This window comes from Microbispora sp. NBRC 16548, from assembly GCF_030268985.1.
GTDB classification, from domain to species: Bacteria; Actinomycetota; Actinomycetes; order Streptosporangiales; family Streptosporangiaceae; genus Microbispora; species Microbispora catharanthi.
Genome location: NZ_BSSF01000006.1, coordinates 95,199 through 108,391, shown reverse-complemented (window position 1 = coordinate 108,391; position 13,193 = coordinate 95,199). Strand labels below are relative to the sequence as shown.

Annotated in this window: 14 protein-coding genes; 3 read left to right on the top strand and 11 right to left on the bottom strand. The window is 68.0% G+C overall.

Annotation, left to right across the window (positions count from 1 at the left end; all coding sequences use genetic code 11):
• Positions 1-57: 57 nt before the first annotated feature.
• Positions 58-933: a ParA family protein gene (locus QSK36_RS17780; protein WP_285783180.1), complete on the top strand. Its 876-nt coding sequence runs from the start codon at positions 58-60 to the stop codon at positions 931-933.
• A gap of 128 nt (positions 934-1,061) precedes the next feature.
• Positions 1,062-1,784 carry a hypothetical protein gene (locus QSK36_RS17775; protein WP_285783179.1) on the top strand — a complete coding sequence of 241 codons (723 nt, stop codon included), beginning with the start codon at positions 1,062-1,064 and terminating at the stop codon, positions 1,782-1,784.
• 672 nt (positions 1,785-2,456) lie between these two features.
• On the opposite strand, the gene QSK36_RS17770 is transcribed toward QSK36_RS17775, so the two are convergent.
• From QSK36_RS17770 to QSK36_RS17730, 9 genes are all read right to left on the bottom strand, one after another.
• Positions 2,457-2,840, bottom strand: coding sequence for a hypothetical protein (locus QSK36_RS17770; RefSeq protein ID WP_285783178.1), 384 nt, complete (start codon positions 2,838-2,840; stop codon positions 2,457-2,459).
• A gap of 65 nt (positions 2,841-2,905) precedes the next feature.
• Positions 2,906-3,082 carry a hypothetical protein gene (locus QSK36_RS17765; RefSeq protein WP_285783177.1) on the bottom strand — a complete coding sequence of 59 codons (177 nt, stop codon included), beginning with the start codon at positions 3,080-3,082 and terminating at the stop codon, positions 2,906-2,908.
• Positions 3,079-3,606 carry a hypothetical protein gene (locus tag QSK36_RS17760; protein WP_285783176.1) on the bottom strand — a complete coding sequence of 176 codons (528 nt, stop codon included), beginning with the start codon at positions 3,604-3,606 and terminating at the stop codon, positions 3,079-3,081. Before QSK36_RS17760 ends, QSK36_RS17765 begins: the two co-directional genes overlap by 4 nt.
• The gene (locus QSK36_RS17755; RefSeq protein ID WP_183545012.1) at positions 3,603-4,016 is read right to left on the bottom strand and encodes a hypothetical protein; all 414 of its coding nucleotides are present in this window, start codon (positions 4,014-4,016) and stop codon (positions 3,603-3,605) included. Before QSK36_RS17755 ends, QSK36_RS17760 begins: the two co-directional genes overlap by 4 nt.
• Positions 4,013-4,375, bottom strand: a complete 363-nt coding sequence (locus tag QSK36_RS17750; protein ID WP_183545014.1) for a hypothetical protein — start codon at positions 4,373-4,375, stop codon at positions 4,013-4,015. The genes QSK36_RS17755 and QSK36_RS17750 overlap by 4 nt, the downstream gene beginning before the upstream one ends.
• Positions 4,376-4,516: 141 nt before the next feature.
• Entirely contained in the window at positions 4,517-5,233 is a 717-nt protein-coding gene (locus tag QSK36_RS17745; protein WP_183545016.1) for a PP2C family protein-serine/threonine phosphatase, read from the bottom strand.
• A gap of 1,007 nt (positions 5,234-6,240) precedes the next feature.
• The gene (locus QSK36_RS17740; RefSeq protein ID WP_285783175.1) at positions 6,241-6,612 is read right to left on the bottom strand and encodes a hypothetical protein; all 372 of its coding nucleotides are present in this window, start codon (positions 6,610-6,612) and stop codon (positions 6,241-6,243) included.
• A gap of 205 nt (positions 6,613-6,817) precedes the next feature.
• Positions 6,818-8,284 (bottom strand): hypothetical protein, encoded by a 1,467-nt coding sequence (locus QSK36_RS17735; RefSeq protein WP_285783174.1) that lies wholly within the window; start codon positions 8,282-8,284, stop codon positions 6,818-6,820.
• 188 nt (positions 8,285-8,472) lie between these two features.
• Positions 8,473-9,939, bottom strand: coding sequence for a hypothetical protein (locus tag QSK36_RS17730; protein ID WP_285783173.1), 1,467 nt, complete (start codon positions 9,937-9,939; stop codon positions 8,473-8,475).
• Between the two features lie 1,746 nt (positions 9,940-11,685).
• On the opposite strand from QSK36_RS17730, the gene QSK36_RS17725 reads away from it, so the two are divergent.
• Positions 11,686-11,955 (top strand): hypothetical protein, encoded by a 270-nt coding sequence (locus QSK36_RS17725; RefSeq protein ID WP_183545024.1) that lies wholly within the window; start codon positions 11,686-11,688, stop codon positions 11,953-11,955.
• 17 nt (positions 11,956-11,972) lie between these two features.
• Here QSK36_RS17725 and QSK36_RS17720 read toward each other — a convergent pair whose 3' ends face one another.
• Positions 11,973-12,575 (bottom strand): hypothetical protein, encoded by a 603-nt coding sequence (locus QSK36_RS17720; RefSeq protein ID WP_183545026.1) that lies wholly within the window; start codon positions 12,573-12,575, stop codon positions 11,973-11,975.
• On the bottom strand, positions 12,572-13,072 hold the full coding sequence (locus tag QSK36_RS17715; RefSeq protein ID WP_183545028.1) for a hypothetical protein: 501 nt from the start codon (positions 13,070-13,072) through the stop codon (positions 12,572-12,574). The genes QSK36_RS17720 and QSK36_RS17715 overlap by 4 nt, the downstream gene beginning before the upstream one ends.
• Positions 13,073-13,193: the final 121 nt, after the last annotated feature.

The window sequence follows — 13,193 nt, the reverse complement described above, 5'->3', positions numbered from 1 at the left end:
TGCTGCACAGCGCGGGGCATCATGCCGCGTGTGACTCATCACAGGAGGCTTCCCACCGTGTCCACTCCACGCCGACGCCGGGCGCGCCGTATCGCTCAGGCCAATAACAAGGGTGGCACTGGCAAGACCAGTGCCACCGTGAACCTCGCCGCAGCTCTCGCCGAGCACGGGCAGCGGGTCCTCGTCGTCGACATGGACCCCCAGGGCAACGCTGGCCGTCGCCTGGCCGCGCAAATCGACGCTTCCCAGCCCACGGTCTCCGACGTGCTGAAGGCACTCGCGGAGACAGAGCGCCCAGAGGAGTTGGCCGGATGCGCGGTTGACGCTTTCGCGCCGATCGGCTGGCCCGAGCCGTACAGCGAGCGGATCACTCTCATTCCCTCCCGCCCCGATCTAGAGAATCGCGCTCTGACGGAGGCGGGCCTGTTGGGGGCGGTCCAGCGGCTCGCTGTCGCCCTGGACGGGGCGGACGACGACTTCGACGTGGTGCTCATCGACTGCCCGCCGAACCTGGGCCACCTGACCCAGCTTGCCCTCGCTGCCGCCGACTGCGTCGTGATCGTCACCGACGCTGAGCTCGACGGCATCGAGGGCGCTATCGCGATGCGGGACTTCGTTCAGCACGGCCGCCGCAGGCTCGCAAATCCTGACCTCCGCGTCCTGGGCTATGTGGTTAACCGGGTAGACCTGCGCATGGGGTCGGATCGCTATCAGGTAGAGGAGACCATTCCGGAGACCTTCGGTGACGAGGTGCTCGAGCCAAGGCTTCCCGTGCGCGCCGTGGTGAAGGACGCCGCCGACGCCGACCCGCCCCGGCCCCTGCGGCTACTCGGCCGCGACGGCACGGAGATGGCCGCCCGGTATGACGACCTCGCCCAGGGTATCGCGCAGCGCGCCGGCCTGGGCATGCTTACGAAGGAGGCGTTTGCGTGATGGCGAGGGTCGATCGGGGCAAGCCGAGCCAGCGGCCCCGGATCGTCGCTACTCCGGAGCCAGTCGTTACCGGTGAGCATTCGGCCACTGCGGCCGAGCCCGCCGCTGCGGCTCCCATGGTGCCCGCAGTGTCCACCCCGGCTGCGACGGCCGCGCCAGCCGAGGCGCAGCCGTCGACATCGGCCACAGTAGTCGAGCCTGCCGTACGGGACGCCTTCTTGGAGAAGATGGCCACCGGTCAGGTCCCGACGTTGGATGACTGCGAGCGGCACATTGCGAGGGTCACCACGCAGTGGCTGCTCGCGGTCGGCTACGCGCTGCGGACTATCAAGGACCACGAGCTGTTCCGGGAGAAGGGCTTTACGTCGTTCACCGCGTACGTCCGGGCCGAGCATCCCTGGGACCCGTCGTACGTGTCGCGCGTCATCGCCGACATCCCCGTGGTGGAGGCGCTGGAGCGGCATGGCGCGGACCGGGACGTGAACGAGGGCCAGGCGACGGCGCTCCGGCCAGTGCTAGAGGAGCACGGCGAGCAGGCGCTGCTGGAGGTGTGGGACTCCACGCAGGGCAAGCGGTCCGCAGCAGCGCTGGTACGGGTCGCCCGAGCGAAGGGCTACCTCCCGCCCGAGGGTGGCGGTAGTGCGCCGCCAACTCCAGGTCGAGCGATGTCGCGGACCTTCGTGCGAATCAAGGAGTTCGCCGAACTGGTCTCTGGCGGCGACGGCAAGCCGTTGATCCAGGTGGCAAAAGAGGACCCCGACTGGGCGCGGGAGGTGCTGTTGCCCGCCCTGGAGCACGGGCTGTGGACGCTCCGCACCGAGTTTGACAAGGGAGGTGAGGGCGCACAGTGATCTTGATGACAAATTTGTCATCAAGATCATAGAGGGGCGTGAGCCGCGCGGCATGCGCCCCTTTCGCATGTCCAGGTACCCACTTCCCGGTCACCAATTCCCGCTCTCGCCGGGCGACCACAGCTCTGCCGAATTGCCCATCGTCCATCCTGCATACCGTCGGGCACGACATCCACTTTGAGTCGCGCGCCGCTGCCGGGTATCGCGTGAGACGGTGGACTTTCCCACGGCGATTGTGCGCGACCTGGGGTGCGTACCTCGGCAGCCTCGCGACTCCTTCGCTGGGTAGCCGCGCAGCTGCCGCCACTCGTCCTCGACGTCGAAGAGTTCTCCCAGCAGTCGGTCGAGCGCGCAGTGACGGGGACACGCTCAGGCGGGTCTTCGTGCCCGACCCCCGGCCTCCCACAGTGGAGAAGCAGCGCGGCCGCGGCATCTGCGGAGGCGGCGAGCTGGACCGCGAGCATGTCGAGGTCGAGCAGCGTCCGGCGGGCGTTGGCGACGCACCGGCCGCACAACAACGGGTTGCCGGGCCAGACCCGCACCCCCGGCGCCTCCGGCTCGGTAGGCGGCTCTACGTCACCGCGAGCGACGTACCAGGCGCCCACGACGTCTGTGTTGCTATCGGCGTGCTCGGGGTGGCCGGTTGGCGGGCCGGCCGTCACGCCGGGTTGGTCAGTCGCGCTCGATCTCGTAGCCGTTCGGGATGGTCACGCTGCGGGTGCACTTGCGGCACTCGTAGCCATCGGCCTCGAAGCTGTGGTCGCCGAGACTGGCCTTGATGACGCCGGGCTGGTCGGGGTCGATCGACAGCTCGTTGTCGCGGGTCGCCACGTCCAGCTCGACGATCTCGCCGACGGCGCCGCAGTCGCCGTACGGGCAGACGAGGTGCCCGTCCACGATGAGCACGGGGGCGTCCTCGTTCAGGTGCGGGATCAGGGCCTCGCAGCAGGCGGAGACGATCGAGCTCTTATCGTCGGGCAACTCCATGAGGACGATGTCCGAGGTCTTCCCGCACTTGGGGCAGTTGGTGCGGGCTGGTGGGATCGTGTGCGTCACGGGTTCCTCCGTTGATTGCGGTGCCGCTATCGGCCCCGCCGCAGTGGCGGGGCCGATGCGGGCTGCTACAGGCGAGTCCAGACGCCGTTGCGCGGGACCAGGTGCCAGGTCTTGCCGGTGGCGACGTGACGGGCCTTGAGCAGGCCGCCGTTCTCGCGGACCCGCAGGACCAGGTACTGGCCGTCGCGGGCGCGGATCAGGTCGTCCACCTTCACGGGCCTGGTGGCGGGCGTGGTCGTCACTGCCGTCCTTCCGTTGAGGGGATCGGGGTGGGGAGGCCGTAGCGGGCGTCCGGCGGGCCGAGGATCACCGTCACGCCGAGCTGCTGCGCGCGTTCGAGTGCCCTCGGCCCGTCCGGTGCCCACTCGCGGACCCGCCACCGGCCGCGGGCCTGGTCGCACAGGGCGTACTCGCCGTACTCCTCCAGGCGGTCGCCGTGGGTGCCGCGCGCGATCGGGCCCATCGGCCGGTACCGGGTGGTGCCGTCCGGGAGGGTCACCTTGTGCCGCCCGTGCGGGTGGCAGATGCCGCACGGCCACACACCGCCCGGGATGTCGAACAGGACGCCGTAGGTGCCGGTGACCTCGTCCGTGTCGGTGGCGTCCTTGAGCTTCGGGCAGCCGGGGACGTGGAACACCTTGCCGATGCCGTCGTGCGGGGCCATCACGTAGGTGTGCTCGCCGTCCGGGTCCCGGTAGACCTTGTGGTTCAGCAGCGCGACCGGCCGCCGGACCGACTCCATGCGCCGCGTCGTGTCCTGCTTCATACCGCCACCTCTTCCTGCTCGGCGCGGACGAAGGTGGTGTACGGCTCGCCCACGCTGTTGTCGTCGTAGTGGACGACCAGCCGCACCCGGTACCGGTCGTCGGGGATGATGTCCTCCACCACCCCGGCCTTGCCGCCGCAGACGATGCGCTGCCGCCGCCGGACGGCCGACATCTGGGCGCGGTTCCCGGACAGGTACCGCGACACCAGGCCCAGCGACAGGACGGAGGGGTAGGTGCTGCCGGGGTAGGTCAGCGATGCCGAGAACGCCTTGCCCTGGTCGTAGGCGATGTAGAGCTCCCAGCCGTCGCGGGTGAGGACCAGGGCGGTGCATTCCGCCTCGCGGCGGTGCTCCACGGTCCAGCCGCACAGGCGGGCCTTGGCCTCGACGGCGTTGCGGATGAGGGTCACCGGGCCCTCCTGATGGTCGCGTGGACGGCGTCGGCGGCGTACCGCGCGAGGTCGTAGATGTGGTCGGGCAGGTCGGCCGGCCCGCCGCAGTGGCAGATGCCGGTGATGACGACGCCGCCGCGCAGGTCCAGCCACCACCGGTCCGGGCTGGGCGGCATGGCCGCGTCGAGCAGGGCGCCCGCGACCTGGTTGATGGGGCGGTCGCCGGGGTGGGACAGGCGGCCGACGATGATGCCTGCCTGCGGCAGCTCCTCCACCTCGCAGAGTTCGGTGTCGGTATCGCAGTCGCCGAGGGTCAGCGCGCCGGACAGGTAGCCCAGGTCGAGGCGGTCGCCGTTGTCGGAGACGAGCAGGTTCACCCGGTTGCCCTCGTTGCGTCGGTGGTGAGCAGCAGCCCGAGAACGTGCTGGTACTGGTCAAGGGTTCCTTCATGTGTTGGCTGTGGCGGCCGCCGTGGTGTTGGTGGTTGCGCGGGCCGGCCGGACCGGCCCCCGCGCGGGTCAGTTGGTCTCGGTGTCGTCCCGCAGCAGGTCGATGACGGCGACGGTGATGTTGTCGCGGCCGCCGTGGCGTTTGGCGTTGTCCCGCAGCTCCGTCATGACGACGCCGCCGTCGAGGTCGGGCGCGGCGATCCGCGACAGGTCGTCGATCATTGCGGCCGCGTGCGCGAGCCCTTCGCTGGCGGGCAGGTGTGAGGTGACGCCATCCGTGGCGATGATGATCCGCAGCCAGTCGTCGGTGTGTGTGAAGCGGCGGTGCGGCCCGGTGTCGTGCCAGAACTCGACGCTGCAGGGCGTCAGCGGGTGGCAGGACTGGTCGGTCAGGGGGACGATCGCGCCGTCGTGGCAGACAGCCCAGGCCGGGGAGTCGCCGCACCAGGCGAGTTCGATGCCGCCGTGGGTGATGGCGGCGATGACCGCCGTGGTGATGCCTTCCTGTCCGAACGGGGCGTCGTGGTTGCGCTGGGCCAGGTGGTAGCGGGCGGCCTTGATGCCATCGGTGCCGCTGCCGGTGGACGCGGCGACGGCGGCGCCGATCTGCGCGCTCATCTGTGCGGCTTCGGCGGCGTCGGGGTTGTCGCCCGCGCCGTCGCACACGGCGACGCCGAGCGCCCAGGCGCCGTCGATGGCAGTGACGTAGTCGGCCTGGTGGCGGCGCTTGTTGATGTCGCTGTCGTAGTGGACGCGGGCGATGCCGTTGACGGTCAGGATGGCCACGGGGTCCTTTCAGAGCTTCAGCAGGTTGTCGGCGCCATGCCGCTTGCCCTCCGCAGGGGCAGTGGCAGACGGGGCCGCAGACGGATCGGCAGCGGCCGTGCTCAATGTCGGCTACCAGAGGGCGCGGCACCCGGGCTCGACGTGTTCCACCACAAACCTCGACACTGTCGCGCAGCACAACTGCGTGCTCGCCCGGCAGCAGGGCCTCGGCGGGCTGCGCCCGGGCCTGCCCGTCGTGGACAGCCACGGCGGCCTGTGGGCCAGCCGGGAGCGGACCGGCTCGGGGTTCGCGAGGCCGAGCGTCTACAGCGCCGACCTCATCAAGCTCATCAGCCGTGTCCGGCACATATATGAGCACGCCGATCAGGCGTGGCGGACGAGACCCGCCGCTTGGGCCGTGACGTCACGGCGGGATCGCCCCCGTCGCGGGTCTCAGGCGGCGCAGCGCGGGCCGAGGTTGCCCCGCGGGCGCGGCGTAGCCCGCGCCAGCCGGAGTGCCGTCCCTGGGTGGGTAGCCGGACGATGTGGAATCCACGCTTAGGTGGGCTGGAACGTCAGCAAGGAGCAACTCACAACGGGTCCCTCGCGCCGGCCCCGGCACCTAGAGACGTAAAGATAGAATTTACGGCATGCCAGCGCGTCTCATCCCCTTGATCAGTCGGGCCGAGATGGAGGCTGCACGAGATGCCATCCTTGATCGTCCTGGTAGTCCGTACAGGCGCGGCGACCTGGAGAGAGCTGCTGAAACCCCTTTGGAGTTGGCGCAGTTCATCGCCGAGCAGCACGCGGGTAGTCCAGAATCCACCATCAGCGCCGACATTCTGGATGCGCTCACGCTGCTCACTTACGCCCGTCGGGTGGTTCCTGCGCTCCCTGCTCATCTGGACAGCCTGGAGCTTCGGCTCCTGGAGGCGGGGCAATCGAGATACCCCGCGCTGACACTCAGGATGCTTGGCGAGCGGGTAGGCCTCTCAACGAGGCAGGCCACCCGCGAACGCATCCGTTGGCTAGCGCACGCTGAGAATTTGCGACGGCACCCTGAGGATAGGGACCTTCCGAGACAGAGCGGGTGGTCTGCGGATCAAGAAGCCCAGTGGGTGCGCCAGCACGGGGAACAGTTCAGGGTGCTTGCCGTCCGTTTGGCGGATGCACGTGACCAGGCGGACAGTGACCTCGCCGATGAACTCGAGCAGCTCGGGCAGACTGCAGCGGGGATCAACTCTCCGCCTACGGATTTTCATGATCGAAAGCGGCTCTCCATCCTCGCCGCTCGGCTGAGGGCCCTGGTTATCCCTGAGCTCCTGGCCGCTGAGCACCAGGAGTTCCGAGAGAGTCTCGGACCGTTGGTGGAAACGCTGGTAGCTCTGGCTGATCAGCATCAAGGGGTCACCTGGGGGCGCTAGCTTTAGAGGGCTGGCGTGCCGAGCGTCCCGCCACTATCTGTCGCAGGGATCGCGCCCAGCTTTGCTCGGGGCGACCTGAGGCGCGACGCCTAGTGCGCCCCCGCAGGCAGACTTCGCCACTGCAGGAGGCCGGCGTCGCCGTGACTGCTAGTCAAGATAGATGCTCTCCATCGTCGGGCCCTCAGCAGCTGTCCCCGTCTCGGGTTTGGTTCTGAAGGTCGCGCAGCAGGCCATGCGCGACTCCGTCGCTAATGTCTCGTTGGACCGTCCGGAGCCGTACTCCGATCGCCCCCGCGACCTCTTCAGTGCTTGCTTCGGGTCGCGTAGTAAGCAGTTGACGGATGCGAAGGATGCGGGCGCGACGGGCAGGGCTCAATTGCCTTAGTGGAGGGCTGTCGGAGACCTTGCGCTCGCTGTCGACACCCACTCTGGTCTGTGAGGACACTCCCGTGTCATTCACCGGGACTCTTGATGTGTCGTTGCCTCGTAGAGGCGGCTTGCCCGGACTCTTGTGGTGAACTCCGTTGACACTCTTCTCACTCTGCGGCAGCGCCTGTTCTTCCGTTCCCTGCAAGGTCGACTTCGAGGAGTTGAGGCTAGCGCTCGCCTGTCCGTTGGCCTGGTCCACTGGGGCCGCCATGGGGTTCAAGGACGCAGAAGGAGCAATCATCAAGTTAGACAACAAGCTCTGTGCCTCATCGGGGGTGCTGTAGTCGAGCATCGCGAGGTGCTGAGCAGAGGTCAGCACCTGCATTTCGCGGATCACCCTCACCGCGACGTCAGGATCCGCAAACTCAGCCCTGGTCAGAGCTGCCTGCGCTTTCCGCTCGCAACGAGCGACCCGCTTGCCGGCACGCCGTCGCTCGGGATGTGCGGCCAAGCTTTCGTGAGCCTGTCGCAGCCGATGCAGACAGGCGGCTGCTGTTAACACGCGAACGCGGCGGGTTGCATGGGCCGCCGTCATCGTTTCGTCAGTGGCCAACATCATCTCGACGCGAATTCGCTCGACGGGATGAAGCCAGCGGGTCCAGCCAAGGCGTCGGTCCACGCGGGCGCGACTTGACCGCCTGACCTCCGCCAGGGTGAACTCGAACAACATGGCCCCGATGATGGGCAGTAGCGCGTAGGACGCCGCGGCGCCGGGCCTGTCGGGTGCGTGAGCGGCGTTGAAGGCGGAGCTGGCGCCGATGATGAGCCAGACGGCGATGCGTGGGCCGGTTGCCACGTCGTTGCGGGCGGCGCGCCGCGTCACCAGGAATGCACAGAGGCCGGCCGCTCCGTCCAGAGCGAAAAACAGCAGGTATGGCCAGGGCCCCGTCAATCGCATGTTGTCGCGGCCAAAGCCGGTTAAGCCCTGTGCGCTCAGACCGGCGACCGTTGCGACGAAGTAACTCAGTAGGACGAACGGAGTTACTCGCGCAGCCCATGCCCGCAGTCTTGGTCCCTTCGCCTGGGCGTGTACTTCTGCGAGGCTGGCGATGGCGTGCTGCTTCGGCAGAAGGTCGTCCCAGATACCGGTGAGCGAAGCAGGAGGCAAGGAGCGAGCTCGACGTGTCCTAAGGGCCGAAATCGCAATGACGATCAGTACCAGCGCAAGGATCCCGCCTGCCCAGACCGGGAGGGGGATCTGCTTGAGGTGGTCGGCCACTGTCTCCATTTCCGTCGCAGTCGATTGGTAAGCCCCTCCTGGACTTCGGCGACCGGCGTAGAGCATGCGGGCCTGGATCGCGGCGTTACCGATGTAGCTGAACGGTCAGGAGGGGTGGTTCCGGCGTGGTCGGTCAGCGGGATTCCAGGGGCGCGGACGGAGCCGCGCCCCTGGCGGGTCAGGATGGGTCAGGGAAGAAACAGATAGATCTCGGTTGCGACGTCGGCGATCGCCTTGAGATCGTCAGAAAGGCCCCTCTCGGGCTCCCGTGGGTTGTAGACGATGCCGACTCGCTTCAGGCCCTTCCGCACCCTGAGCGCATCCCATACCTGGTTGCGTGTCACATCCTGGTCGGCCAGACGCCAGGCATCTCCGTTCCAGGTCTGTCGCCAAGTCCAGAGCACCACGTGGTGTATGCCTCGCTGCAACGGCAGGTCGACTCGCGTACGGACGGCGTCCTCTGCCGCGGCCTTACTCAGGGGGCTTCGTGCGCCGGCGTGCGCCAGCGCGAGTTGACGTGCGCCGACATACAAGCCGGGAACGCGCACCTCCCAAGTGCGTAGTTTCAGCCGCAGCCACAGATTGCGCTCCGCCGCGGCCGCGTTGATCCCCCACTTCGCGTAGTCGGCGGACCAGAGGCCGCTGGTGACGTTGACCGCGTCGACCGCGCCGTTCAAGACGGCGCGTTCCACTTGGGCCAGGGTGAGGGCCGGATAGCGTCGGCGCATGTCCTCGACGCACGTCTGGTTCGTGCCGCATCCGAGCTCTGGAATGTCAACGTTGACGGCAATTTGCCGCCCAGGCGGAAGGACCTGGCGGAGCGCTGCGGATGTCTCCGACACGAACCGCTGGATGTCGTCGCCGTTGGTGGGATTGCGGAGTCCGAGGTCGTATGCGATCTGCACGCCCACGACGTTGGGCTGGCTGGCGTAGGTCGCGATGCGCGCCGCGGCGGCCTGGAGTTGGTCCGGGCCAGCCTGCCATTTGGGCACGAGGTCCGTCTCGAGCCAGATTCTCAGGCCGTATGCGTCACGCGCTTGCGTAATGGCCTGCCCGACAGGGTCGTCGGCGGGAACTGCCGGTGTCGGGGTGGGTGTGGGACTGGGCGAGGGGGTCGGCGTCGTTGTCGGCTGAGAACTGGGAGATATGGAGGCGGGCGTCGGGGTCGGGGACGCGACCAGGGCCGTAGGGGCAGCCAAGGCAGTCTCCGGGGCAGCGGGGCCGAGCGTAGCAACCAGGTTCTGGGCGCTGCCGGTATTGGTTGGGCTGACGCCGGTGTAGCAGGCGTAGTCGGGGTTGCTCGCGCACATGGTGGCGCTGGGCGCCACTTCCACACCGTTGCTGTTCACGCAATGGTACTTGGAGTCGGCCTGCCAGGTGCAGACGCTCGGGGTCTTGCAGGATCGGGCTGGCGGCGTGGAGCCGGTCGACTTATTGCTACACCAGTAGATGACCGGGTGGTTTCCGGCTCTCGCTGCCGCGGCGGTGGGTGTCCCGCCGGCGTCGGGCGGGACGAGGCCGTTGAACTCCATGCACTCCTTGTAGACGTCGCTGCCCTGCCCGTAGAGGGCGGCGCACGTCTGCTCCATAGTCGGGTCGGTGCTTTGCGAGGCCACGGCAATACCCGTGGCAGCACAGGCGATGGTGATGATCACTGTCAGTGTGACCAGCCATCGGCGTTGCCGAAATCTGTTCATCAGACTCTCTCAGGATGAGCGTGTGGTGACCGCGAAGGGGCGGTCTGGGGAGGGGCTTGGAGTGGTAAGGCACCTGCAGCTGTGTCCGCTGGTGACGGTGACGGGGATGACCCCCGAGGCCCGGGTGCCGCCGTTGGTACCGAACCAGCTGATCGTGATGGTGGCGGCACGGCCGTGAGCCGAGGCAAAGTACTGCCACAACGAACCGGTGTCGTCCGAGGCCTTGATTTGAACAACGGTGGTCTGGCCATCTGCCAGGCGCCCGCTGTCAGGAGAAAGCTCAGGCATGAGACCATCCCCGGTGACAGTTGCCTGCCATCTGATCTCGCCGTTAACAGCAGTTAGAGCCACGGTCGCGGATGAGGCCGCTCCCAAATGGACATTGCTCGCTGAGACAGAGAGCTCCGGGGAAGGAACTGGTGAAGGGGTCGTTCTGAAAGGAGGCGGGGGCGGCGCATCATGGGGTCCGATCGTGACCACAAGATGACGTGACGGCGAGCGTGTTGGCGTAGGCGCCCTTAACGGGGTCGACTGATTTTCGACTGGCGGAGAGGGACGGCTAGGAGGCTGACTATTTCCGGCGTCCGGCGTCGCCGGCACAGGACTGGCGACCGCAGGCGGAGGAGGAGGAAAGTCAAACAGCATCGGCTCGGGAGAGGCATCCTCCGCGAAAGCCGCTGACGAGCTCGAAGTGTCACCTGGCACGGCAACGGATTTGTCGATGAACAGTTCCGCCGCGATAGCCGCAACCAAGAGGAAGGCGCTTGCCGTGAAGGCGACACGCAGCCCCTTCCTCAGCGGTAGCCGCCGCAGCACAGCGATCAGTCGTCCGCCGAATGCGTCCTCGTCTTGTTCTGTCCAAAAGTCGTCATCTGGCGTCAGCTCATGTCCCGACGCTTCCCCGCGGTGCTTGCCAGGCGGCTTGGGCTGAACATGCGCCCTGAGGCCGGCGGCTGCATGCGGCCGCGACCTGACGTTCTGATATGGCGCTCTCCCACGTGATGCTCGGGTCACTATTCCTGCTCCTTGAGAGCATTGACAAGTACAGTCAAGATAAGTCAAGACATAGGTTCGGTGCATCCCGTGAGGCAAATGAGGTCCCCAGGCGCGCTTGTGACAGCAGTGCGGCTGCCCGGGGAGGATGCTCGCCAAGGGAGCCGACGGCCGTGGCGCTGCACGAGCAGCTGCTGCCACAACCCGGCGCCGCCGGAGCCGGTGACGAGAATCGGCGAACCGACTTGGGGAATTTCCGCAGTTCAGCCCCCGCCGGGGGCGGCGTCGAGCTAATCGAAAGCAGGGCACCTCCCCGCAGCCCGGCGATTCCCAGCCTTCCCGCCCATTTCGGCACGCATGGCGGGGCCGCCTGTGGCAGACTGTGGGGTGCTACCGCCTCGTGCCGGAGTGGCCTCGCAGGGACGCTCCTGACTTGACGTGGGGTGCGTAGCGCGCCTGTCAGATGTTCCTCCTGGCAGCATTCAGTTCGGTCTCATCCCCCTGGTGGGACCGTCGCCCGGCCAACCCCACCCGGGGGCTGGCCTCGGACCGATGCCGATTGCGGCTCACGAGCTGCAGCTGGCGTGACAATTGAATGACCAATGCGTCTGTGCGTACGCCTACCGCGGGTTTCCAGGGGACTCGCAAAATTTGAGTAGGCGTCCGGCATGGGCGCATTTTTGTTTTCCACGAATGGGAGGAATGCGCCGAATGACCGGCGAAGAACCCCCGCCAACCAGGGCGGAGGACCACAGCGAAACCCTCGCGGCGGAGATCACGCGGGAGGGCGGCCGGACGGTCCGAGACGCAATCGGCAACTGGTCCAAGACCGTCCGGCTGGGCGCACTGCTTCTGTTCGCAGCAGGAGCGTTCGCCATCTACCACTCGGCAACGTCCTCTTCGCAGGAGGACCCGCCGCAGTGCCGCATCGACGTCGTCCTCCCCGCACCCGCCAAGGCTGGAGGTGAACAGCACGTCTAGCTGACAAAGAACCAACCTTACGCCCTATGCCCGTAATGTGGCCCCGGCTTTCGGCGGAAGCCGGGGCCACCAGGCGGTGAACAGTGCCGGTTCAGCGGCAGGCGGCAGCCACCAGGGCGGCCTCCGCCGCCTCGTGGATCGGTGCCGCCATCCGTGCTGGTGTCCGCCTGGTGGGGCAGCCACACCACCGGCACCCGCACGGCGGGCACCTCCACAGCGAGCAGGGTGATCGTGTACTCGTCGTGGTCGTGCTCGGCCTGCTGCCACCCCGCCTCGGCCAGCACCTGGTGGGTGACGTCGAACGCCAGCGCGTCGACCAGCAGCCCCTCAATCTCCTGCGTCTCCGGCAGGGTCAGCCGCCACTCCGTGTCGGGGTCGTCCCAGTCCCACACCACCCCGGCCGGCTCGTGGATACGCAGCAGGTTCGGCTGCGCGTCGCCGCGCGGCATGCAGTCGGTCACGTCGACCGTGACGGCGGCCGCCTCCGGGAAGTGCTGCCGCACCAGGCGGGCCAGGCGCACGGTGCAGCGGCGCAGGTGCTCGGCGCGGGCGGCCTCGCCCACCGCCCACGCCTGCTGCACCCACGCGGCCAGCTCCTCATCGGTGGGCACGGCGGTCACCGGGTCTGCCCCTTCATGGCGGTGGGGGTGCAGGTGTCGCAGCGCAGCCCGCGCGGGGTGCGCGCCCAGGTGGCGGGGGCCGCCTGGTCCGCCTCCTCCTGCGTGTCGCGGTGTGCGGCGGCGGTGCGGCCGCAGCCGCCGCACGCCGCGACCCGGCACGACGTGGTGCGCCACTGGGCGACGTGCGGGACGCCGGTGCCCTCGGTGAGCTGCTTGGCCTGGTCGTTGGCGTCGTAGCCGCCGCCGAAGTGCAGCGGCTCCCCGTCGGGGCCGGTCACCGGCTGGTCACCCGGGCCGGTGATCACCACGCACAGCCCGGTGCCGCCGACGGCCTCGGCGATCTCCTCGGCGATCTTCGCGGCCAGTTCGGTGCGCGCGGCCGGGTCGTCCGTCGCCTTGTACTGGTTGATCAGCGGGGCCAGGTCGTCGACCGCGTCCTGCAGCGCATCGAACAGCTCGTCGGGCGTGATCGGGTCGGCGGGGTATACGTACGGCATGGCAGGTCCCTTTCTGGGTGCTCGTCGCGGGCAGGGTCAGTGAGCGGTGGCGGCGGCGGGCGCGCCGTTGAGCTCCTGTATGTGGTGGTGAACGTGGCCGGCCAGCTGCACGGCCCGGTCC